A 23,513-nucleotide genomic window follows, 5' to 3' on the forward strand; every position below is an offset into this window, starting at 1 on the left:
TTTTGGAAGAATATCGCTTCTGCAAGCGTTGATAACTGATCATAGATTTCTGAAACGATTCGAAATATTGCACGTATCAATACTCACTGCTTAGATGGAAGGGGTAAGAACCAGTGGATAATGGAATGAATGTCATTTTGTTTGAAAAAAGACCGGATGGTGAACTGATCCAGATTGAAGAGCGTGCATGGACGATTAACATGGTTGCCGCACTGGAGCATGTGAACTATATCGTCGCAGGCGGCCGGGAATACGAAACGATTGAAGGCAGATTAAATGTAGACACGGGCAAACTGGAGCTTCTGCTCGTTCCGATGCGGAACGAATGAACCCTGTCCGAAAGGAGAAATCATCTTGAGTCATGAAAAAGACAAAAAAGAGCAGCCGGCATCGAAATGGCTGACGCCGGATGGCAAACCGATCCGGGTCTTGTCAAGCTCGCTCGGCATCGCTTTGTTAGCGAATGCTTTTCTGGTTTCGGGCGCAGCCGCAAAGGATCTCGCATCGGAAGCGGTTACCTCGGCTGACGAGCCGCAGTTGGTGTCCTGGTCAACAGAAGAAGTAAAGAAGTATTTTGATAAGAATGTGGATTGGAACATTCCGTTTCCAAGCGAGGAAGAATTCCAGGATGAGCCGGTGGAGGGAGCTGCAGCAGGCTCAGGCGGCGGAACGACGGTTGTCAACAACTATGGCGGGTACAACTCAGGCTTCGGCTGGGATGATCTGCTGCTCTATCACATGCTGTTTAACAACGGTTCCTATTATTCATCCAGCGGATGGTATAACAATCACCGCGGTTATTACGCGAACAGTGGTAAACCATACAAACCCCGCACGTATTCGAGTGGTACGTTCCAGAACAAACCGGTGGTAAACTCGACTGTTCGCCCCAAAACTTCAACCTCATCTTCGGGTACGATTACACGCCGCTCCACCTCGTCCAAATCCGGCGGCATTGGCGGTAATTCCAGTGGATTCAGCTCCTCGGGTTCGAAATCCAGCTCCAGATCCGGTGGTTTTGGAGGATGAGTCAAGAAAGTGTGTTTGAAGTTACAGGAAAGCCCGAGCCCAATCGGAACGAGCGGGTGTCAGAGCTTGCGGAGCTTGGATTTACGTGGGCGGACATGGAAGGGGAAGCCTACTGGATAGACCAGATTGTGACCATGCGTCAAGAGACCTATCACGAGCTGGAAGAAGCGGCATCTATACTGTGGACGATTTTAGACAAAACCGTTCGCAATATTCATCGCAATCATCACATATACAGTTTGATTGGCATTCCGCCAATCCTATGGCAAATGCTCGATGAATGCCCGCTCCCGGAGGAGGGGCTGATCAGCAGGTATGCCAGGTTTGACTTTGCCATTGCCCATGACGGCAGCATCAAGCTGCTTGAGTTGAATGCGGATACGCCTACAGGCTATGTTGAAGCTTCCATTGCCACTCCATGGCTGTGTCGGCAAGCCGGAATCTTCTCGCCCAATGAAGGAATGCAGGAGCTGGTTGCAGCGGCGTGGGGAGTGGAGCGTCCCGATACGGCAGCCTGTATTGCATATGGTGAGCACAAAGAGGACTCCGGTACGATTGAAGCGTTGGTCCGGCATAGCGGTCTTGATATTCAATTGGTGGATTGTCTTGATCTGTGGGTGGATGAAGGCATGCTGAAGGACGGTGCCGGCCGGGAGATCCACCGAATGTTTGCCCTATACCCGAAGGAATGGATGTCCGTCGATGATGGCGGAGATGCGCTGGCCTATGCCATCGAGACGGGACGACTGCAGCTGTTCAACTCACCGCACAGCATTCTGCTGCAATCCAAAGGTTTGCTTGCCGCCATGTGGGGGATGTATGAGCTGGGGCTTCTGTACGAGGAGAACGAACGGGAAGCCATCCTTAAATATATGCTGCCGACATACAACAAACCGGTGTTCTCCGGTCATTTTGTCTCCAAATCCATGTTCGGCCGTGAAGGTGGTTCTGTTAAACTGTACGATCAGGCAGGTCAGCTTGAAGTAGAGGATCAGGACGGCTACGACACGAGTGTGATGTTCCCGACGGTCTATCAACGAAGAGCGGACTTGGCTCGGGTTGAGACAGCGGAAGGAGCATTTCATTTATTGACCGGATTGTTCGTGCTGAATGGAACTCCTTGCGGCTTGCTCGGACGGGCGGGCGGCTTGATTACGGGGAATTCCAGCCATTTTATCGCAATGGGAGTGAAATAAATGCAGTTGAAACAAAAGGGAATGCAGCCAAGCGGCGCTCCTCTAAGGAAGAGGAAGCCTTCTGTCGTGCTGGCTGTACTGATTCTATCGATCATGGTGCTGGGGCTGAGCGCATGCGGAAGCAATGAGTCGTCCGTGTTCCATAGCGGTTCTTCAGAGGAAGTATCCTCCTCTACCCGTGTGCCATGGGACTACCGAATTGTTGAAGGCACGGTAGGCGATTTGATTGGCGGAGATATGACAGTGCTGCCGGATAACGAGCTGCTGCCAAACGACAACAATTATGCGACCGGGGACAAAATCTGGACGCTTGAATTCATGGACGCCGAACTCGCCACCGATGCGAATCAGCGGAATGATATCCGGTTATCCTCCTGGCAGACGATCAAATCGTTCAAGGACAAGAAGAGCGCGCAAGCGGATTTAACCAACCTGAAAGTCACGGTTAAAACGGATGTGAAGCTGATTGGTGTATACAAAACAACGTACAAAAAAGAAACAAGACATTTTGCGGTAGTTGAATTGCCGACAGGAAACCGGATCAAACAGCCGATTGACGAGAAGCGTTTTACCGCAATGGAGAAAAAGAAAACGGTTGATGTTGTATTGGAGGAAGTCCATGATTTCGCCGATTACGACTTGGCCTATGCAAAATTTCGGGGGTGGGCGGATTGACGGTCGTTGTTAATATTGTAATAAGTGTGCTCTGCATTATCGTGCTTCAATTGCTGGGAATGTTGATATTTAGCTGGATGACCCGGTTTAACGACATGGAGGAGCTGAAGAAAGGGAATACAGCGGTAGGACTGGCTTTTGGAGGCAAATTTATGGCAACGGCCATTATCCTGGGGATATCAGCATACACGAATTCATCGATCTGGCATATGATTCTGTGGTTTGCCGTAGGGTATGTATGTTTGATCGTTGCCTATTGGGTATTCGAGCTGGTTACGCCGGGTCTTCGCATCTCCGAGCAACTGCAAAAGGGGAATGTAGCTATCGGAATTCTGCTCGCTATGGTGTTTATCGGTACAGCCTTTGCGATCAGCAGCTTGATTATTTAGGAAGAATAGCGCCCTTGGGGAGAGGATCAGGAACGTGCACTTTTTTCTAAGATTATCTTTGAAAATGATGCGTCTGCGTAAAACGACGATCAGCGTACTTGTCATTCTGTTTGTGGTACTGTGCTCGACGCTGGCATTTCTGCTGGAACCGGAAACCTTTCAGAACGGGTTTAACGCCTTTTATTGGGTGCTTACCACGATGGCAACCGTAGGTTACGGCGATTATTATGCAGTCACAGTGCCCGGCAAGATACTGACCATATTTATATATATTTTTGGTATCGGGCTGCTGAGTTTAGTAATTGGTAAAGTGATCGAATCGTTTGGAAGTATGCAGCGGCAGAGAGGGGCGGGCAGGTTGAATTTTCGGGGCAGCGGTCAAGTGATCATTATAAACTGGAGCAAAAAAGCGCAATCCGCCATCGATGAGATTTTGTCGTATTCGCCGGAGTCCGAGATTGTTGTCATTGATGATTCCAGTCAGCATCCTGCAGAGCATCTCGAACAGGTGCATTTTATTAGCGGGGACCCGTCAGCAGATGACGTGCTGATGCGGGCCAATATCCTGGAGGCGAAATCGGCGATTGTATTTGCAGACGCTCGGATTGATGAATCGGCGCTGGTGGATGGCAAATCGCTCTTGATTGTTTCTAGCATTGAACGGATTGCACCAAATGTACATACCACGGTGGAGATTGTTCAGGAGAAGCATGTTCAGAATTTCCGCCACAACCATGTGAACGAGTTTGTTCTTTCGCATGATGCGGTTTCCCGCTTAGCGGTACGTGCAGCTCTGCAGGAGGGCAATTCGGATGTGCTGATGCAACTGCTTAGCCGTGAGCATGGCGATGATATATATGAAGTGTCATTGAACCAGGCATGGAAGACTTATGGCGATGCCTTTCAGGATCTGCTGCGGCAGGGAGCGACGCTTATCTCCGATCGCAACGACCTCACCATTAACCGCAAGCTGGATCAGCCGATCCCGCGGGACGCCAAGCTGTATGTTGTCTCGGACGAGGCAACCTATAGGCGGATTGTTGGTAAACTTGCTTGACATTTCGAATTGCCATGGTTTAATATGGCTTAAATATTATGGAAACAATGAAAAGCTATGAAGAGAAGAGTAGTTGAGAAACGTTGTTTGCAGAGAGCTCCTGGCAGGTGGGAATGGAGCAGCAATATTCTTAATGAACAAAGACTCGGAGCTGCGTAAGGAATTGGGCAGAAGGGCTCAAGGATGTTACGACGGGCCTCTCCCGTTACAGAGATAGGGTATAAGCATCGTGATGCCGTACCTGAAGAGGTGGAACTGGTGACAGCTTTCACAAACCGGGGTGGTACCACGAAGCGTATTCTCAAAGCTCTCGTCCTCAAGATGACAATCTTGCGGATGAGGGCTTTTTTTGGTTTTTACCAAACGAATTAGAGGAGGGCTTGGAATGCATTGGTCAGAACGAATCGCGAACGAATTGATCGAGAGGTATCCAGATAGGCAGACCTATGTGTGCGCAGCCGGAATCAGTCCTTCCGGGGCTGTGCATATCGGAAATTTCCGGGAAATCGTGACGGCCTATTTTGTAACAAAAGCGCTGAGAAAGCAGGGCAGGAAGGTTCGGTTTATTTTCTCTTGGGATGATTTTGATCGATTTCGGAAGGTTCCGGCCGGGGTGGACCCGGGGTTTGAGCAGTACATCGGCATGCCCTACGTGGAGGTCCCATGTCCGTTCGGATGTCATGCTTCCTATGCGGAGCATTATGAGAAGGAGTTCGAGCTTGCCTTAGCCGAATTCGGGATCGAACCCGAGTTTATTTATCAGAGCCGGGAGTACCAATCCAGGCGGTATAATTCGCTTATGCTTCATGCGATCCGACACAGGACGGAAATTTACGATATCTTGCATGCCTTCAAAACGGGTGGAGCCCATGACCAAGAACGGGCTGTTTATTATCCAGTACAGGTATACTGTGAGGAATGCAGAAGGGATACAACGACGATACAGCAATTCGACGAGCCCACGGAAAGATTGGGTTATGCCTGCATCTGTGGGCATCGGGGCACCCTGTCGATCCTGCAGGCAACGCATATGAAATTGCAGTGGAAAATCGATTGGCCCATGCGCTGGAAGATGGAAAATGTCGCCTTCGAGCCGGGAGGCAGAGACCATTCGTCGGAAACAGGCAGCTACAATGTATCCAAAGTGATCTCGGAGAACATTTTCGGAAATCCAGCGCCTTCCTATGCGGCCTACGAATTTATAAGCATGAAGGGGAGCCATGCAAAAATGTCCAGCTCTTCCGGCAGCAACTATACGCCTGGGGACCTGCTGAAGGTGTACGCGCCTGAGAATATTCTGTTTATGTTTGCCAAGTATCAGCCGAATGCACCCTTCCATATCGGACTTGATGAAGATGTGATCCGTAACTATACCGAATATGAGCGTTACCGCAATCCTGCTGCTTCTAAGGAGTTAAGCCCTGATATTGAGGCTGCACTCGAGCTCTCCATGCCGGACAGCCATCCGGGCAGGGCTCCCAAATTCAGCCAGCTATCCGGCATATTGCCGCTCGTGAATTTTGATTACCGACTTCTGCAGGAGCTCTTGCATCGAGTTGGTGAAAGTTATGCGAAGGAGCAGCTCGAACCCACCGCACGGCGAGCCGAGTATTGGATCAAACACTGGTATCCGCAAAAGCTGATTACCGTGAAGGAGCACCAGGATCACCAACGGTACGAGACGTTGGATTCATTGGAGGGGCAATGGCTTCACACCGTATGCGATCTGCTGAAGGATGCCGAGCTTACTGGATCAACACGAATGGAGAAGATCTATGCGATCTGCCACCATGATGATAAGAAGATGATGAAACAAAATCAGAAGCGTTTGTTCAGCCTTATCTATCAATTGGTCCTTGGCCGCGATGAAGGTCCCCGTATGCCGATCTTGATCGAGGGTGTCGGCGTGCATCGAATGCTTGATCTCCTGAATTTTCAGAAATAAGGAGGACGGGCTTTATCCTCGGGGGGAGGTACAATCGACTTGGTCACAAAGACGTGGGCAATTCATCAGATGTCCGGGGAACTACAGTGGATTTCAGGGTCGGATGTTGCCGATGTCTAAACGATGAATCAACTAACGCCGCTGGCGCTTAGATAGGGGCGGGTAGAGGAGTGGAGATATTCGACATTTTGGAGGTGAAGGTGACATTTGCCTGTAGAATAAACGGTAATCAAGGTAACTTTTTCAACCTCATAGCCTTGCAAACAGACCCGCGAGACTAATTATCGGGTCTGTTTTATGTTGTCATGCCCGGATTTGTGTAAATTTTTAAACTAATTTATGTAAACTACTGTTAAGTAATCGAGACCTAAATCATCAAAAATAGGCGATACTTACCACTTGATCCTGATAATCAAATCTATAGAATATTACCCAATCCCGGTACAGGACTCTGTTCTCATTTTGTATAAAAGGCTAATATTGCCAATCCTTTACAGAATGCGGTTCTCAGCCGTTTTTTTATACGACTTTGGTATCAATTTTGTCATAACTATGGATAATGATGTAAAAATGACCGGAACTTTAGCAATTTTTCTGCGTTTAATATTACGATTCACGAAAATTTTCTGAAAACGGTCTGAACACGCTGTACTCCTTTCATGGGATAAAGTCATACAGGCTACAGCTTCTTCGGGGCCATGCCCGTTAGCTACACGTAACTAACATCATCTTGTGAAGTTGTCAAATGACAAGGTTGAAGAGACGGCGATGCATGATTCGGGGGAAAAGTTATGGGAGTGTTAAATCCGCTTCTTTAAGACTATTGTCGGTATTAGAAAAGTTGGTAAAGAAGGAATATGGTATCGGGAACGCATCGGCTATAGAATGACGAGTATAGCTCACGTCATGAACGTCGGTGCAGCAATCAGCATGTCATAGAAGGGGCAGGTGAGCAACGAAGACGATGAGCAGACGAAAATGGTGGGTAATCGCAGCGCTTTGTACTATAGTGCTTCTCTGCGGTGCCGCTGTAATTCTAGGATATCTAAGACCGTCATTAAAAACGTATGCGGATGCGGACGGCGTGAAAATGAAGTTCAAAACCGAGGGCACCTCTTTATTGGAATATGAAAACGAAGAGGTTTGGAATGAGGTTTTTGCCAAAGGCGTGAATCTGGGTGCGACGGTACCGGGGCATTATCCTGGTGAGCTGCCGGCAACGGAGGAGGATTACCTGCGTTGGTTCAAGCAGATTGATGACATGGGAGCAAACGTCATCAGGGTCTATACGGTGCACAATCCGGTCTTTTACTCGGCTTTGGTGAAATATAACCGTGATAAAGGCGAAGACCCCCTGTACTTTATGCAGGGCATCTGGTCGCCGGAGGAGCAGCTGATCGAGCGTCAGGATGCTTATGACGAGGAAATCGTCCAGACGTTTAAAGCCGAAATATCCAAGGCAGTCGCGGCTGTCTATGGGGATATCAACGTAGAGCCCAAACATGGGCAGTCGAGTGGCAAGTATAAGGTCAATGCAGGCAAGTACCTGATGGCCTGGCATGTGGGTACAGAGTGGGACCCCGCCATGGTTGAGAAAACAAATACGGTACATAAGGATGTTCCTCAATACGAGGGCTCCTATTTCTCGGGGACGGAAGACGCAAGCCCCTTCGAGAATTGGCTGGCATCTTTATTGGATTATACGGCTACCGAGGAGCAGAAGTATGGCTGGCAGCATCCGATGACATTTACGAATTGGGTCACAACGGATGTGCTGGAGCATCCCGGCGAACCGCTGTTCGAGGAGGATCTGGTGTCTGTGGACGCGAGGCATGTCACACCGGTGAATTGGGAAGCAGGATATTTTGCGGCTTACCATGTGTATCCGTACTATCCGGATTTCTTCCGAACGGACGAAACATTGCAGACCATTCCTGACGGAGACGGGGAATACAACACATACAAAGCCTACCTGCGCAAATTGAAGGCGGAGTTCGAGGATATGCCGATCATGGTCACCGAATATGGCGTGCCGTCATCCATAGGCGTTTCACACCATGGTCCTGGAGGGAGGGATCAAGGCGGACATGATGAAGCAGAGCAGGGTCTGGTCAACGTCTCACTAACCCAGGATATTTACGATGAGGGATATTCCGGGGCAATCCTGTTCATGTGGCAGGACGAATGGTTCAAGAAAACATGGAATACGATGCCTTTTGAAATCCCAGCAGACCGCCGGGCATTCTGGTTGAATGTTCTGACCAACGAGAAGATGTTCGGGGTTCTGGCCATGCAGCCGGGTAAAACAGAGCAGATTACGATTGACGGAGATTTGGCTGACTGGGATAAGCTTCCTGATGGGGAGGTTAAGGCCTGGTCCGGAACGGCTCCGGGGGTGAAGAGCATGAGGCTGACTCATGATGAAGCCTATCTGTACATTGGCATGGAGCTGGGCGAGGTGTTTGACCCTGAGCGTTCGAAGCTCTTCATTGGAGCGGACACGATTCAAGGCGGAGACATCCCGGAGAAGGAGCTGGCAGGACGAACGCTTACCGGCGGAGCTTTGGAGACTTTGATTCAGTTAGGGCAAGAGGACGAGTCCCAGGTAACCATAGCGCCATCTTATGACTTTCACAGCCGATTGTACGGCGAAGAAGGATATTGGATGCTGCCAGGGGAGGAAGCCAAGGGCACGAAGAATGATCCTGTAGCACCGGGTGGATCGTTTCACTCCTGGAAGCTGGCGATCAGCCTGCTGATGAATCCCCCGGACACCCGTTTCTCTCATCCGTTTGTGGATGAAACCGTAGGAATTCTCAAACGGGGGACCACCGATCCGGAATCTCCGGATTTCAATTCTCTTACAGCGTGGCAGTATCAAGGACAGTTCATTGAGATGCGAATTCCTTGGATGCTATTGGGATTCGGAGACCCGAGCTCGCTGCAGGTTGTGGATTACACTCCGCTTCAAGACAAGCGCTCATTCAGCACCGTGACGGCGGATGGAATTCGCTTGGCACCATGGATTGCGGAACGCTCGAAGCAGAACGGGGCTTCGGCAGCCGAATCGCCGGAGGCTATAAACCTGCAGGATATCAAACCCTATACATGGGAGCTGTGGGAAGCCACCAAGTACAGTGAGCGGTTGAAGCAAAGCTATTACGATATGCAGGAAATCTTCACCCGCCTGCCTGAACCGGGGCGGCAATCAGATGCTAAATAAAAGGAGGAGCCATCGGATATGTTTTCAAATTTAGCCATGGCGTACGTATTCATCTATGTATGTCTCGGCCTCATTGCAGCCGGCATTATCCTGTTGTTCCAAATGAAGATCAAGCATAATGCCGAGCAGAAAGAAACGGAACGTTTAAAGAAAAAGTACCATGATTACTTTGTGTATGTGCAGACCCATCTGCATGGCGATATAACGCCAGAGCTTCCGCCTGGCAAACTGACCCCGGCAGAACGCCGGGTCATTCAGGCCAAGTTTATGGAATGGATCGAGCAGTTCAAAGGGGATGCCAGAGAGAAGCTGCTTCGCTTGTGCAGGGATGCCGGATTTGTGGAGGCCGATATCCGGGCACTGTCCAGCCTGCGGAAAGACCGCCGAATCGAGGCGGCCTACCGGCTTGGGGGGATGCGTGCCGAAGAGGCGGTGCCGCAGCTTCAGCATATGATGAATCGCATGAAATACGGTCCCATGACCATCATCATTGCGCGGGCAATAGCCAAAAGCGCGGTGCAGTCCCAGCAGATTCGGGAGATGCTGTCGAAGCTGCTCTCGTACGATAAAGCCATCCATCATATGGCTGCCGATATTTTGCTCGAGACCCGGCTGGATTCGGCCAGCCTTATGCGTAAGCTTCTGGATGATCCGGATCCGGGACTGGTCAAGGTTTCGCTCGTTGCCATGTGGGGGCAAGCCATTCCGGCGGTCGTTCCTGCACTGGGCAAACTGGTGGGATCCGAGGAGAAGGACGTACGCGCAGAAGCGGTCAAGCTGTACCTGAGCTCCAACCCTGCCCTGAAGGATGACACCATTGAGGAGCTAATGAATGATCATGCGTGGGAAGTACGTTCAGCAGCAGCGAAGGCGCTGGGACGGCTTCATGCCGCAGGGAGCATTCCGCTTCTGGCTTCTGCCCTGAAGGATGACAATTGGTATGTGCGTAATCATAGCGCCGAGAGTCTTGCCATGCTTGGAGAACAAGGTTTCGAGACACTGTGTCAGGCTGCGTTGACAGGAACCGGTCCGGCAAGGGAAACGGCACTGTACCGGATCGAACGGATCATGGCCAAGGAAGGCGAACATGAACAAGTGGAGCAAATGGTTGCCTATAACAAAAGAAAACTGGTGTACGATCGTTATTTCGGTGTTCAACCGAATAAGCGCATCGGCACCGTTGCAGGAGTAGGAGGGGATTACACTGCTTAGAGACATCCTGCTCACTTACGGCATGGTGGCGATATATTACGTCATGGCCGTTAGCGCGCTTTATTTTGTAATTCTGTTGTTCTCTTTCAGAAATATCCGGGATATTTTCAGACGGGCTAATTACTCAAAATACAATACGCTGTCCGGCTCCGAGCTGGTACCATCCGTATCCCTGCTGGTTCCCGCTTACAACGAAGAGCTGACGATCGCAGAGAATGTTCGTTGTCTGATGACACTGAATTATCCCACGTACGAGGTTATTGTCATCAATGACGGATCTTCCGACGACACATTGCAGGTGCTGATTGAGGAGTATGGATTGACGCTGCTGCCAAATCCGGAGCTGCGCGGGAACATCCATACCCATAAGATGCGCGGGATTTATTACAACCCCCAGTATCCGCAGTTATACGTGATTGATAAAGAGAACGGCGGCAAGGCGGATTCATTGAACGCGGGAATCAACCTCTCCCGTTATCCGCTGATCTCTTCCATTGATGCGGATTCATTGCTGGAGAAGGATGCGCTGATCCGGATGGCCCGGATGTATATGGAGAACCCGGAAGAGACGGTGGCCATCGGGGGAGATGTTCGAATTGCCAACGGCTGCGTGATTGAGAACGGAGAGGTTAAGGACGTATCCTTGCCGCGCCGTATGTGGCCCATGTTCCAATCGATTGAATACCTTAAAGCTTTTCTGGGGGGACGAATCGGCTGGAGTCATCTTAACGGGCTTATCATCGTCTCCGGAGCCTTCGGCATGTTTCGAAAAGATTATGTCATTGCCGTAGGCGGCTATCGGGGCGGTTATCCCGGAGAAGACATGAATATCATCATCAAGCTGCACCGCTATATGCTGGAAAATAAAATCAAATATCGAGTCTCCTTCTGTCCGGAAGCAGTGTGCTGGACGCAGGCGCCGGACAGCTACAACATATTGTCCAACCAGCGCAAGCGCTGGGGACGGGGAAATTTGAAGAACATGATCGAGAACCGCAATATGCTGTTCAACCCGAAATATAAAGTCATGGGATTGCTGACAATGCCCTACAACGTTATTTTTGAAGCGCTAAACCCTTATTTCAGAATCACGGGCCTTCTGGCTCTGCTTGGATATGTAATGCTGGATATGACAAATTGGCAAGTACTGGTCGTGTTTGGACTCGTCAACTTCTTAAGCGGGTACCTGCTCAGTGTAGGCGCCCTCATCCTGGAGGAGATGGCCTTCCGGCGGTATACCAAATTGTCGGATCTGGTGAAGATGCTTCTCTTCTCGGCACTCAAATTTGTGGGTTACCACCAGTTGGGCGTGCTGTGGAGGGTACAGGGGCATATTCAATACATGCAAAACAACAATTCATGGGGAACCATGACCCGGCAGAGCTGGAAAGACAAGAACGAGGCAGCCTGACATCAAGGCCCGGTTCATGTTTTTACAGCGTCAAACCATAAAGAGAGGTGGGACTTACAATTATGTCTCAATCCGCAACATTGCAACGCGTGCAGGCCGTTGATTTCTACGGCCGCCTGGAGGAGGAAGTGAGAGGACACCGAAACGGAACAGCTTTGCTGTTTCTGTACTGTGCTGGCGATCCGTCCGGAACGGATGCTGAGCTGACGGAGGTCCAAAGCTTTGTGGACCAGCTGTCCGGTGTGAACAGCGAGGTTCTGCGAGATGTCAGTACCGGCGTCTTGGCCCTTACATTGCCTGGGTATACGCTGGATGCCGCCCACTATCAGGCACTGCTCTTGAAGCAGCATCTTCAGGGCCGGCTGGAGCAGTCGGATCCGAGAATTACGCTTGCAGCGCTTACTGAAACACCGTCAACGCAGACGATGAAGCAGATGGCGGAAGCGGCTAGGCTCAGCACCTCTTCGGATATTCATATATTCACGCAGGAGGAAGCAGACCGTGATCAGAGTCGAATTCTTATTGTGGATCAGGACGCCACGGTGAGAGAATTTTTGCAAATACGCTTGGCCATGCAAGGCTATGAAACACTCGAAGCGGTGGATGGCTTGGAGGCTCTGGATCTTATCCCGAAATGGGAGCCTGATCTTGTGCTGACGGAGCTTAATCTGCACGGCATCGATGGTTTGCCCTTCATTCATCATATCCAGCAGCTCAAGGTGAAGGAACCGCCAAAGATTGTTGTATTGACCGAGAAGCGTGTGGAGCAGACCATCAGCCAGTGCTTCCAGAACGGGGTGGATGATTATGTAACTAAGCCGTTCTCGCCGGTAGAGCTGGATGCCCGCATCCGCCGGTGCCTTCATTAAACACATGGTTATTAACGTCTTTAGCTTGATGAGGAATGTCTGAATGAAGAATGGATACGTGATTAGTTGAGCTGAGAAGTTCTTTAATCGCAAGGAGAGAGTTCAACAAAACGAGGTCTATCCTTTAGCCAAAAAGTGAGACGATAGACTAACAGACTATACATCCGATGGAGGTTGAATACTTGTGAATGAGGAATACGAAACTTTATTGAGTGCCATTGAAAATAAGAAAGCTGTTTTGGGTGTTGTGGGGCTGGGCTATGTAGGATTACCGCTCGCCGTAGAAATGGTAAGACAGGGATTTACGGTGATTGGAATCGATCTCGATTCAGACAAGATTGATCGAATCTATCGCGGAGAATCCTATATCACGGACATCTCGTCCGAAGAGCTTGCAGCCTGCATGGAGACCGGACGCTTTAAACCAACAACGGATTACAGCATGATTACGGTCATTGATGCGGTTAGCATCTGTGTGCCGACGCCGCTCAGCGAGAACCAGGACCCGGATACATCCTACATTACAATGGTAGTCGATCAGCTCAAACGCTTCATGAAACCCAATCTGTTGATTACTCTGGAGAGCACGACTTATCCGGGAACAACCGAGGAGCTGATCCAGCAGCAGATCGAAAAGCTCGGTTACAAGGTCGGTCAGGACTTCTACCTGTGCTTCTCGCCGGAACGGGTAGATCCATCCAACAGCCGGTTTAATACACGCAATACGCCGAAGGTGATCGGCGGAACAACGGATGCTTGCCTTAAACTGGGCGAGGCGTTGTACAAGCAGTACGTGGAGACGGTTGTGCCTGTCAGCAACCCCAAGGTTGCGGAAATGTCCAAGCTGCTAGAGAATACGTTCCGCAGCGTGAACATCGCCTTCGTGAACGAGATGGCCATGATGTGTGATCGCATGGGCATTGATATCTGGGAAGTAATTAATGCGGCAGCAACCAAGCCTTTCGGATTCATGCCGTTCTATCCGGGACCGGGCATCGGCGGTCACTGCATTCCGCTGGACCCTATGTACTTATCCTGGAAGGCCAAGGGTTTCCGTTTCTACAGCAAATTCATCGAGCTGGCGCAATCCACAAATGACAATATGCCATACTATGTGATCAACAAGACGGCTACGATTCTGAATGAGTATGCCAAATCGATTAAGCGCTCCAACATCCTGCTGCTTGGCATGGCGTACAAACCGGACATCAGCGATTTGCGCGAATCGCCGGGACTTGAAGTATATGAGCAGTTTAAGGAGAACGGCGCCTATGTGGAATATTACGATCCGTACGCTAACAGCTTTGTGGACAAGCATGGCACAACGATCCGCAGCGTGGAGTATGACCTCACCAAATTCAGTCGTTACGATTGCATTGTGCTGATCACGAATCATAGTAATCTCGATTACCATTCCATCGCTTCCGCGGGCGTGCCGATCCTGGATACGAGAAATGCATTTAAGGCGTATGCCGAGCCTCATATCTACAAGATTGGCCATTCCGTTCAGCATGTTGCCGAGCCGGATGAGGCCGTCTTGATCTGATGAAGTGGACGAGAAGACTGAGGTATATAAACGCAAAAGCGAAGTTGATCATCCTGGTTGCCGGCATCTGCCTTTTGCTGCTGATCCTTTTTCTTCTTCCGTCAGGCAAGGTGAATCAGAACAAAGCCACTTGGCTGTGGGATGCAAGTCTGATCCGGAGTGAAACGGAGGAGATTGTAGCCTTTAGCGGGAGGGAAGGAATTACAACGATTTTTTTGCAAATCCAAAAAGAGGTTACGGAAGAGGAATATCGCCGCTTTGTGGCGGCTGCCCATCAGAAGGGCATCAGCGTACATGCTTTGGGCGGGCAGCCGGATTGGGCTTATGGGGAAGGCCAGGGTCAAGGGATGGAGCTGTTAACCTGGCTGGACGAGTACAATCAGGCTTCTGCACCTGAGGAGAAATTTGAGGGTGTGCAGTTCGATGTCGAGCCCTATGTGCTAAGGAGATGGGACCGGGAACAGGTGCAGGTCGTGGAAGAATGGAGCGCGAACATGAAAGTGTGGGTGCAGGAGGCGGAGCGTCAGAACCTCCCGCTCAGTGCCGCCGTTCCGTTCTGGCTTGATTCCATACCTGGACCGAAAGGCGAGAATTCGGATTCGTTCAGCCGCTGGATGATTCAGAATACGGATGCAATTGCCGTTATGGCATACCGGGACAGCGGGGAGCAAATGTATGAATTGTCCAAGGAAGAGCTGAAGCAGGCAGACGAACTCGGCAAGTCCGTCTGGATCGGCATGGAGCTTGGGGATACGGAAGAAGGGGAGCATTTGACCTTCTTCACCAAGAGCGAGCAGGAAATGGAGGATGAAGCCCTGAGCGCCGCCAAGCTTGGCAGCGACCATTCCTCCTTTGCAGGCCTGGCTGTCCATCATTACCAGGCTTGGGTTCACAAACGGACGGCGATGGTCGAGGAAAAACGGTGATTTTGTAGTAAGCCCGGTCCGTATTCCGGGTTAATGTGCAAGCAGCTTCATATCATTCACTCATTCAACTTTCAGCGTACCCCCGGAAGGTCTTCAGAGATCTTCGGGGGTATTTTTTATGCGTTTTTTGAATTGTTTAGAAATTGTATAGAATTGAATTTTATAATGAATCATCAAGTCTAGGAGGATGAAAGATGATTCAAAAGCAGTGGATGGATCGAGCGAATAGGTATAATGAACCATATACCCCTCAATTTGGTTACAGCCATCTAAAAAAAGAAAAAAATCCATGAATTCTTTAAAACAGCTGTAGCAATTATGGACGGATGGTGTTATATTCTACTGGTTTGTTCAGGATGACTGCATGACAAAAGTCCCGGTTTGAAATATAGAAGGAGTAACCAGATGAAAAGAGTTTCTATTAAATTCCGAGTTCCATACATACTTTCGAGAATGACTGCACTATTCATGATCCTGATATTATTGGGAGGCTGTGGTCTATTTGGCGGTAAACCAGCCTCTAATGAAGGAACCGGTCCGATGGCGCCCGCGCCGAAGGTAGATCGGTATACCGGGGAGAAGAGCAGGGAGATCCCGTATGTTTACACAGCCAAAAAAGAATTGGCACTTACTTTCAATGGCATGGGCGATAGAGCGACCATGACCGCTCTGATCGATGAACTGGATGCGTGGGGGATCAAGGCAACTTTCTTCCTGCCGGGCATGAGAGTGGCGGAGGAGCCGGATATTGCCAGCGCCATCTTGGCCAGAGGTCACGAAATCGAGAACAATACACTGAACCAACTGGATATGAACAAGCTTGATTATGATCAGATCTATAAGGAAATCAAATTGGCGAATGACGTTATCAAGCGGGAAACCGGAGCAGAGCCGCGCTATGTTCGGACACGCTCCGGCGATTACCCTGCCGATGTACCCCTGGCGGCTGCGCATCTCGGCATGAAGGCGGTTGTGAGTTACAACATCAACCCCAAGGACCGTAATATGCAGAGTGCGGAAGAGATCGGAGAGTATGTGGCCAAATTCATTTCAAGAGGCGGTATTATCTCGATGAATACCGACGTCAATCCGGAAGTGATCTCATCTATTCAATATATAGCCCAGGCTGCAGATGATATCGGGTATCAGCTTGTTACGTTGAACGAGCTTGTTGAGAATGGCGGAGAGCGCAAACCGCTTGAACAGATTCCGGGATATGACGCAGCCCGAATCAATCCGGATTATCAACAGGCGAAGTATGAACTCGTCTACAAAGTGGATACGAACAAAAAAGAGGTAGCCTTGACGTTTGACGATTTCGGAAGTGACAAAACGGTGACCCGCATTCTCGATATTTTGGCAGAGCATGATGTAAAGGCCACCTTCTTCCTGCGGGCAAAAGGAGTGGAGAGCAACCCGAACCTGGCACGGGCGATGGTAGAAGGCGGCCATGATGTGGCCAACCATTCCTATAGTCACCCTGTTGTTACTTCGTTAACACCACAAGAGCTGCAGGAAGATGTGGTCAAGGCTCATCAGGTCATTACGGAAGCCATTCAACAACAGCCCGTTATGCTGTTCCGTCCGCCAACCGGCGTGGTAGATGATGAGCGGGCGAAAGCGCTGGCCGCTGTCGGTTATCCGGTGATTGCCATGTATGATGTGACAACGCTGGATTGGGACATTTCAAACAGTGCGAAAGATATCGTGAACGGAGTTATGACCAAAACGGAACGAGGCAGCGTCATCTTGCTGCACATGCTGGATGATATTCACACGATAGAAGCTCTGCCAAGCGTGCTGGAAGGCCTGCAAGGCAAGGGATACACGTTTGTTAAAATGGCGGACATGATGCAGCAAAACAAGGCCGCAACGGAGATGGAATAATATGGGGTTGTATGAGAACATGGTAGACCGCTTGGACAAATTGGCGGTGGTGGGTCTTGGATATGTAGGTCTTCCGCTGGCGGTTGCATTTTCGAAGAAACTGGACGTTATCGGTTTTGATCTGAGTGAAGACAAGGTGAAGCAGTACAGCAGCGGAATGGACGCCACCGGTGAGATCGGAGATGCATCTCTTAGGGACTGCAGGGCGGTATTCACTTCAGATCCGGACAAGCTGAGGGAGGCTGGTTGTTTTATTGTAGCCGTTCCGACCCCCGTAAAAAGCGGGAATGTGCCGGATTTGAAATACGTGCGCAGTGCCAGCAGGATGGTGGGTCGTGCCTTATCGCGTGGGGCTGTAGTTGTCTATGAATCGACAGTTTATCCGGGCGTTACGGAGGAAATTTGCATTCCAATCCTCGAAGCGGAGTCAGGTCTGCGCTTTGGCGTGGATTTCAAGGTGGGATATTCCCCGGAACGAATTAACCCGGGAGATCGGGTGCACCGGCTTGAAACGATTGTGAAAATCGTGTCCGGCAGCGATCCGGAGGCGCTGGAGACGGTCGCCAGGCTATATGAGCTGATTATCGAAGCCGGCGTCCACCGGGCAGAAAGCATCAAAGTGGCCGAAGCAGCCAAAGTCATTGAGAACGCTCAGCGCGATATCAATATCGCGTTTATGAACGAGCTGTCGATGCTGTTCAACCAGATGGATATCGATACGAATGCCGTCCTCCGGGCAGCGGAAACGAAGTGGAATTTCCTGCCGTTCCGGCCAGGTCTCGTCGGTGGACATTGCATCGGAATCGATCCGTATTATCTTACATACAAGGCCGAGGATACCGGATATCATTCCAAGATCATTCTGGCCGGAAGGCATATCAATGACGGGATGGGAAAATACATCGCCCAGAATGTCATTAAACTTGCAGTTCGCCAAGGTCTTGATCTGGTGCAAGCGAAGGTTGCGGTGATGGGTCTTGCCTTTAAGGAGGATTGCCAGGATATCCGCAATTCCAAGGTCATCGATATTATCCGCGAACTGCAGGATTACGGGATACAGCCGATGGTGACGGATCCATACGTGGATTCGAAGCAGGCATATGAAGAATATGGTATCGAGCTGTCGGATATGCGTGAGTTAAAAGGAATCCAAATTGCAATCGTAGCGGTCGCTCACCATGAATTCAAGCAGCTTGCGATTTCCGATTTTAACGGGATGTTCAGCACGGAGAAGGAGAAACTCTTGATTGATGTGAAGGGAGTTTATCCAAAGGCCGAATGTGAAGCCAACGGTTTTCATTATTGGAGTTTGTGAGATAACGATGGGAGAACGCAATGGGGATAAAAAAAAGTAAGCAACAAAAGAGTACCAAGGAAGTACTTACGTTACCGCGTACGGACAGAAGGACTCTTTCGTATGTGCCTGATCCGGAGCAAATTCGCATGAATGCGGACCGGAGGGGGAATCGAGCGCTGCAACCTGGAGACGATCTGTCCAATACCGAATATTTGAATAAACTTCGGATGCTCAGTTTGCGTTATGTGGCAGATTTCGAGGTGCTGCTTGTTCCTAAGGGGAAAAAGAAAAGCTCTGGAACCAAGGGGCAGGCGGCCGATATTTCGGGTACAGGCCTGCTGCTTAGGGTGCCGGACGCATCGGGCCTTGAAGTTGGCGACAAGGTGAAGGCCCGATTCCGAATTCCTCCGGGTGCGATGCCCGAGGGCTTCGAATCGGCTGTGCGGATTGATGCAAGCATTGTTCGCCAGTTTGTAAACAAAACGGAATCCGGCGACGAGTTGATGCTTGCCATTGAATTCGAGAAGCCGCTAACCGATTATTTTCAGCGCAAACGGTGGGGATATTCCGTCTACTCCGCCAGCACGCTTCTGTTCGTGTCGGTGCTCTTCATTATGCTTATGCGCGCCGAGAGTATCATCTATTTTAAATACAATATGGTGCTGTATTTATACAGCATTATTGCAGCACTGTTTCTGTTGACTCGTTACCTATTCGGAGCCTTATACCGCGATGTGCCGATCAATCCCGGGTATACACCTGGCGTGTCGATTATCATTCCCTGCTTTAATGAGGCCGACTGGATCAAACGCACGATTCTCAGCTGTATCAATCAGGACTATCCTGTTGAGAAGCTGGAGGTTATCGTGGTGGATGACCGTTCGACGGACCAATCGGTGCAGCAGATCCAGGATATGATCGAACTGATTCATTCCGAGGCGGAGCGTTACGCTACCCGGGAACGTCTGACCTATACGGTGCTGCCGGAGAATGCAGGCAAGCGGGCCGCACTGGTCAAAGGTGTGGAGATGGCGAAGCATGATCTGGTTGTTTTTGTGGATTCCGACAGTTTTCTGGACCCGACGGCCATACGCCATCTCGTTCAACCCTTCCAGGACCCGAAAATGGGCGGTGTGGCCGGACGGACAGACGTCGAGAATAAATATACCAATAATATGACGAAGCTTCAGACGGTCAGATATTATATTGCGTTTCGGATTATGAAAGCGGCAGAATCATGGTTTGACAGCGTAACCTGTTTGTCGGGTCCGTTGTCCTGTTACCGAAAAGAGCTGATTGTCCAGCATGCGGATGCATGGCTGAACCAGAAGTTCCTCGGCAGACCCGCAACCTTCGGTGATGACCGGAGCATGACCAATTTTATTCTAAAAACACACCGTACCGGCTATCAGGATTCGGCCATATGCTCAACCATCGTTCCTTCACAGATGAAGGTATTCCTGAAGCAGCAGATGCGCTGGAAGCGCTCCTGGCTGCGCGAGTCTCTGCGGGCTGGCAGTTTTATATGGCGGAAAGAGCCGTTCATGGCGCTGTTCTTCTATATCGGGCTGATTGTGCCGATCGCGGCGCCTGTTGTGGTTGCCTACAATCTGATGTATGTGCCAATCGTTCACGGCATTTTTCCGGGAACCTTCCTGATGGGCTTGCTGCTGATGGCGCTGCTTATGAGCCTTGCCCATTTACTGTTTCGCAAGAGCAGGCTCTGGGTGTTCGGCTTCGTGTTCTGTCTGTTCTATGAATTTGTGCTGTTATGGCAAATGCCGGTGGCCTGGTTTACCTTCTGGAAATCGACCTGGGGGACCAGGGAAACGCCGCAGGATATTGAAGCCAGACTGAAGAAGGAAGCCCGCAAGCGCAAAGGCAAAAAATTCGGATTACCGTTCTGATGTGTCAAAGCGGTTGAAGTGAGGATGACAAATGGGGAAGAAACAAAATACTGCCCTTAATGTTCGGCGAAAGAATCGCGGGAAAATCATAAAGGTTACGGCACAGATTCTGATTTTGGGCGTAGTTGCGATTATGCTGGCGAACGCGATTTTCGATTTCAGAGCCTATAAGGAGCCGGATAAATCGGCCTGGCGTCAGGAACAGGGTTTTATCGCTTTGTCCTATTTTGGAGTTGGTCGTACCGGAACGTCCAAGCTGGTGTCCAAAAGCCAGCTGGATGCCCAGCTGAAGGCTTTGCATGACCAGGGCTACGTCACGATATCGCAGCAGGATATTATCGATTATTACGCCGAAGGCAAGAAGCTGCCGGATAAAGCGCTGTACCTGTCCTTTGAAGACGGGCGGAACGATTCTGCCCTGTTCGCGCAGCCGCTGCTGGAGAAATACAATTATAAGGCAACCTTTTTGTCTTACGCGAACAAAATGGGCAACAGCGAACGGAAGTTTCTGCAGCCGAAGGATATGCTGAAGATGACCCGCACGGGTTTTTGGGAGCTGGGGACCAACGGCAACCGACTGACGTATATTAATATTTTTGACAAGGAAGGCCGCTATATCGGTGTTAAAGACGAGAGCGAGCTGACCAGCAAAGCCAGCGTGGAGTATTACAACCACTATCTGATGGATTTCATCCGCGATGAGAATATGATTCCGCTGGAGAATCGCGTAGAGATGGAAGAACGGGTCCGTGCAGATTATGAGGTGATGAATAAGGTCTACACGGAGGCGCTCGGCTATGTTCCCGGCACTTACATGATTATGCACGCCAATGCGCTTGGCAGCGGGATGAATCAGCTTGTTGCGAACGCGAATACGGATCAGATTCAACAGCTGTTCGGCATGAATTTCAACCGGGAGGGCAACGCCTTTAACACGAAGGACAGCGATCTTTATAATCTGACTCGGGTTCAGCCTGCGCCTTACTGGTCCACCAATCACCTTGTCATGAAGCTGCGCAAGGATCAAGGGCAGCCCATGCAGTTTGTTCGGGGGGACAAGCGGCAGGCCGACAAGTGGGAGCTGCTTGGCGGAGCGGCCGAATTCCAGGATAACCGCATGGTGGTTACGTCTCCGCCCTCCCAGGCAGGTGGCGTATATTTGAAGGGAAGTGAAGCGTCTGACGTTACCGTCTCGGCAAAAGCGCTCGGTAATGTGGTGGGACGCCAATCCGTCTATGTTCGTTACGACCGGATGAAGGGTTCTTATCTGCGCCTTCTGCTGGAGAATAATAACGTGGCGGTGGAACAGAAGATTGCGGGGCAGCCTCCTGAGACACTGTTCACGTACTCCTTGCCGAAGGTAGGATGGGGGGAAGAGGATCTGCAGTTCGACAAGGCGTCGGTGTATACGAAGGAACAAACGCAGTCCGGCGCCCGTGATGACGAGAACGATTATCCTGTGAACATCGGCGGAAGCCGGGTGCTGGAGATCTCGGTGGATGGCAATTCACTGTCCTTGAGCGTTGATCAGCAGCTGATTCTGGACCAGCAGCCAGTGCATGCTTCGATTGGTGCCGGTGGCGTAGCGTTCGAATCGCAATTTCATGAGCAGAATGAGAAGGATGACATCTACGATGCCATTTTTGAAGACGTCAGGATCCTGTCGAAGTCTTCGGACAGGGATCAGAAGCTGCTGTTTACCAATAAGCCGACTGGATTTACCGGTATGGTAACAAGCGTGCAGAGAACCGTGAACCGGGCTGTCAACTGGGCCGTGGAGACTTTTTAAAATTAGGGTGGCGTAGGGTGTGATCAACGAATGAGGTATCGAACGGTGAAATGGGCAGCAACAACAGTTTTGGTGACCATGTGCGCTGCTGTCATCATCTGGTGGCCACAAGGCAAAGAGAAGGAACGGGTACTACAGCCGCCCCAGACAGGGGTCAGGTTGTCCGCCTGGATTACGGACTGGCAGTGGAAGACGGGGATAACGGATTTGAAGCTGCTTGCCGGAGGGCTTGAAGAAATCCATCTGTTTGCGGTTTACTTCAATCATCAAGACGAACTCCACATTACACCGGATTATTTGGAGGCTCTCCCTAAGGTCATGGAGGCTGCCCGGGAAGACGGACAGATTCGCAGGGTTCTGACCATCGTGAACGACCGTTTCAATACGGATGGATCGACGGTGCAGAAAGATGCAGATCTTGTATCCCGGATCGTGGCTACACCGGAAAGCCGCAGCCGGCATATCGGGGACATCGTGGCTGAGGTGACCCGGCATGGCTTTACCGGTGTGGAACTGGACTACGAGAAGGTCCGTAAGGAAGACTGGGATAATCTGTCCGCTCTGTACAGTGAATTGTATGAGCGCCTCCGGACAGAAGATCTGTCTCTTCGAATTGTACTGGAGCCGGGCGTCCGCGTGGCATCGCTTGACCTGCCGAAGGGGCCGGATTATGTCCTGATGGCCTATAATTTGCACGGTGGTCACAGCGGACCTGGACCGAAGGCGGATCATGCCATGATCCGGGAGCTCGCAGAGAAACTGCAGCAGATCCCCGGCGAGCATGGTTTGGCTCTGTCTCTTGGCGGGTTTGACTGGGCGGAGGGTGGCAAAGTCACATCGCTGACGGAGCAGCGGGCGATCGAGCTGGCGAACTCAATTCCAGACGAGCCGCAGAGAGACCCAGCGAGCGGGGCCTTGTATTTTGAATATACCGACGACCTCGGCGCTGATCATACCGTGTGGTATGCGGATGGGACGACCGTCGCGGGCTGGATTGAAACGGCGCGGGCATCCGGCATCGCGAAGATTGCGATCTGGCGGCTGGGGGACGTGGGAGAGGATACACTGCAGCAATTGAACGAAATATCGGATACCAAAAAGTGATAATGGAACGACAGCACATAGGACATCCCCTGGTGATAAGAAGCCGGTGGG

At 50.6% G+C, this 23,513-nt stretch carries 18 protein-coding genes; all 18 read left to right on the plus strand.

What is annotated here, in order from left to right; genetic code table 11:
- Window positions 1-113: 113 nt before the first annotated feature.
- The 18 genes from M2277_RS11435 (at window position 114) to M2277_RS11520 (ending at window position 23,462) form a co-directional block, all read left to right on the plus strand.
- The gene (locus M2277_RS11435) at window positions 114-329 is read left to right on the plus strand and encodes a hypothetical protein (RefSeq protein ID WP_006209295.1); all 216 of its coding nucleotides are present in this window, start codon (window positions 114-116) and stop codon (window positions 327-329) included.
- A gap of 25 nt (window positions 330-354) precedes the next feature.
- Window positions 355-1,029: a hypothetical protein gene (locus M2277_RS11440; RefSeq protein WP_063479068.1), complete on the plus strand. Its 675-nt coding sequence runs from the start codon at window positions 355-357 to the stop codon at window positions 1,027-1,029.
- A complete protein-coding gene (locus M2277_RS11445) occupies window positions 1,026-2,225 on the plus strand; it encodes a glutathionylspermidine synthase family protein (RefSeq protein WP_063479069.1) in 1,200 nt (399 codons plus the stop codon). The genes M2277_RS11440 and M2277_RS11445 overlap by 4 nt, the downstream gene beginning before the upstream one ends.
- Window positions 2,226-2,900 carry a hypothetical protein gene (locus M2277_RS11450; protein ID WP_076152686.1) on the plus strand — a complete coding sequence of 225 codons (675 nt, stop codon included), beginning with the start codon at window positions 2,226-2,228 and terminating at the stop codon, window positions 2,898-2,900.
- Window positions 2,897-3,289: a DUF350 domain-containing protein gene (locus tag M2277_RS11455; protein WP_006209299.1), complete on the plus strand. Its 393-nt coding sequence runs from the start codon at window positions 2,897-2,899 to the stop codon at window positions 3,287-3,289. The genes M2277_RS11450 and M2277_RS11455 overlap by 4 nt, the downstream gene beginning before the upstream one ends.
- A gap of 34 nt (window positions 3,290-3,323) precedes the next feature.
- Entirely contained in the window at window positions 3,324-4,346 is a 1,023-nt protein-coding gene (locus M2277_RS11460; protein WP_006209300.1) for a potassium channel family protein, read from the plus strand.
- 385 nt (window positions 4,347-4,731) lie between these two features.
- On the plus strand, window positions 4,732-6,291 hold the full coding sequence (gene lysS / locus M2277_RS11465; RefSeq protein WP_280754798.1) for a lysine--tRNA ligase: 1,560 nt from the start codon (window positions 4,732-4,734) through the stop codon (window positions 6,289-6,291).
- Between the two features lie 964 nt (window positions 6,292-7,255).
- Window positions 7,256-9,514 carry a hypothetical protein gene (locus M2277_RS11470; protein WP_280754799.1) on the plus strand — a complete coding sequence of 753 codons (2,259 nt, stop codon included), beginning with the start codon at window positions 7,256-7,258 and terminating at the stop codon, window positions 9,512-9,514.
- A gap of 18 nt (window positions 9,515-9,532) precedes the next feature.
- Window positions 9,533-10,726: a HEAT repeat domain-containing protein gene (locus tag M2277_RS11475; protein WP_280754800.1), complete on the plus strand. Its 1,194-nt coding sequence runs from the start codon at window positions 9,533-9,535 to the stop codon at window positions 10,724-10,726.
- 43 nt (window positions 10,727-10,769) lie between these two features.
- Window positions 10,770-12,137: a glycosyltransferase family 2 protein gene (locus tag M2277_RS11480; RefSeq protein ID WP_006209306.1), complete on the plus strand. Its 1,368-nt coding sequence runs from the start codon at window positions 10,770-10,772 to the stop codon at window positions 12,135-12,137.
- 62 nt (window positions 12,138-12,199) lie between these two features.
- Window positions 12,200-13,006, plus strand: a complete 807-nt coding sequence (locus M2277_RS11485) for a response regulator transcription factor (protein ID WP_006209307.1) — start codon at window positions 12,200-12,202, stop codon at window positions 13,004-13,006.
- Between the two features lie 184 nt (window positions 13,007-13,190).
- Window positions 13,191-14,552, plus strand: coding sequence for a nucleotide sugar dehydrogenase (locus M2277_RS11490; RefSeq protein ID WP_006209308.1), 1,362 nt, complete (start codon window positions 13,191-13,193; stop codon window positions 14,550-14,552).
- The gene (locus M2277_RS11495) at window positions 14,552-15,478 is read left to right on the plus strand and encodes a hypothetical protein (RefSeq protein WP_063479073.1); all 927 of its coding nucleotides are present in this window, start codon (window positions 14,552-14,554) and stop codon (window positions 15,476-15,478) included. The genes M2277_RS11490 and M2277_RS11495 overlap by 1 nt, the downstream gene beginning before the upstream one ends.
- 405 nt (window positions 15,479-15,883) lie before the next feature.
- Window positions 15,884-17,365 carry a polysaccharide deacetylase family protein gene (locus tag M2277_RS11500; protein WP_148247695.1) on the plus strand — a complete coding sequence of 494 codons (1,482 nt, stop codon included), beginning with the start codon at window positions 15,884-15,886 and terminating at the stop codon, window positions 17,363-17,365.
- Between the two features lies 1 nt (window position 17,366).
- Window positions 17,367-18,680, plus strand: a complete 1,314-nt coding sequence (locus tag M2277_RS11505; RefSeq protein ID WP_063479074.1) for a nucleotide sugar dehydrogenase — start codon at window positions 17,367-17,369, stop codon at window positions 18,678-18,680.
- A gap of 20 nt (window positions 18,681-18,700) precedes the next feature.
- Window positions 18,701-20,569 carry a glycosyltransferase family 2 protein gene (locus M2277_RS11510; RefSeq protein WP_280754801.1) on the plus strand — a complete coding sequence of 623 codons (1,869 nt, stop codon included), beginning with the start codon at window positions 18,701-18,703 and terminating at the stop codon, window positions 20,567-20,569.
- Between the two features lie 31 nt (window positions 20,570-20,600).
- Window positions 20,601-22,358: a polysaccharide deacetylase family protein gene (locus M2277_RS11515; RefSeq protein WP_076152693.1), complete on the plus strand. Its 1,758-nt coding sequence runs from the start codon at window positions 20,601-20,603 to the stop codon at window positions 22,356-22,358.
- A gap of 30 nt (window positions 22,359-22,388) precedes the next feature.
- Window positions 22,389-23,462, plus strand: a complete 1,074-nt coding sequence (locus tag M2277_RS11520; protein WP_280754802.1) for a glycosyl hydrolase family 18 protein — start codon at window positions 22,389-22,391, stop codon at window positions 23,460-23,462.
- The last annotated feature ends 51 nt before the right edge of the window (window positions 23,463-23,513 follow it).

Origin of the sequence: Paenibacillus sp. LBL (assembly GCF_029893715.1) — a bacterium.
Lineage (GTDB): Bacteria > Bacillota > Bacilli > Paenibacillales > Paenibacillaceae > Paenibacillus_AQ > Paenibacillus_AQ glucanolyticus.

What these genes read in the sequence shown, in the direction of transcription:
- M2277_RS11445 (WP_063479069.1), top strand. Translation starts at nt 1,026, where the DNA reads ATGAGTCAAGAAAGTGTGTTTGAAGTTACAGGAAAGCCCGAGCCCAAT.
- M2277_RS11450 (WP_076152686.1), top strand. Translation starts at nt 2,226, where the DNA reads ATGCAGTTGAAACAAAAGGGAATGCAGCCAAGCGGCGCTCCTCTAAGG.
- lysS (WP_280754798.1), top strand. Translation starts at nt 4,732, where the DNA reads ATGCATTGGTCAGAACGAATCGCGAACGAATTGATCGAGAGGTATCCA.
- M2277_RS11470 (WP_280754799.1), top strand. Translation starts at nt 7,256, where the DNA reads ATGAGCAGACGAAAATGGTGGGTAATCGCAGCGCTTTGTACTATAGTG.
- M2277_RS11475 (WP_280754800.1), top strand. Translation starts at nt 9,533, where the DNA reads ATGTTTTCAAATTTAGCCATGGCGTACGTATTCATCTATGTATGTCTC.
- M2277_RS11480 (WP_006209306.1), top strand. Translation starts at nt 10,770, where the DNA reads ATGGCCGTTAGCGCGCTTTATTTTGTAATTCTGTTGTTCTCTTTCAGA.
- M2277_RS11485 (WP_006209307.1), top strand. Translation starts at nt 12,200, where the DNA reads ATGTCTCAATCCGCAACATTGCAACGCGTGCAGGCCGTTGATTTCTAC.
- M2277_RS11495 (WP_063479073.1), top strand. Translation starts at nt 14,552, where the DNA reads ATGAAGTGGACGAGAAGACTGAGGTATATAAACGCAAAAGCGAAGTTG.
- M2277_RS11500 (WP_148247695.1), top strand. Translation starts at nt 15,884, where the DNA reads ATGAAAAGAGTTTCTATTAAATTCCGAGTTCCATACATACTTTCGAGA.
- M2277_RS11505 (WP_063479074.1), top strand. Translation starts at nt 17,367, where the DNA reads ATGGGGTTGTATGAGAACATGGTAGACCGCTTGGACAAATTGGCGGTG.
- M2277_RS11510 (WP_280754801.1), top strand. Translation starts at nt 18,701, where the DNA reads ATGGGGATAAAAAAAAGTAAGCAACAAAAGAGTACCAAGGAAGTACTT.
- M2277_RS11515 (WP_076152693.1), top strand. Translation starts at nt 20,601, where the DNA reads ATGGGGAAGAAACAAAATACTGCCCTTAATGTTCGGCGAAAGAATCGC.
- M2277_RS11520 (WP_280754802.1), top strand. Translation starts at nt 22,389, where the DNA reads ATGAGGTATCGAACGGTGAAATGGGCAGCAACAACAGTTTTGGTGACC.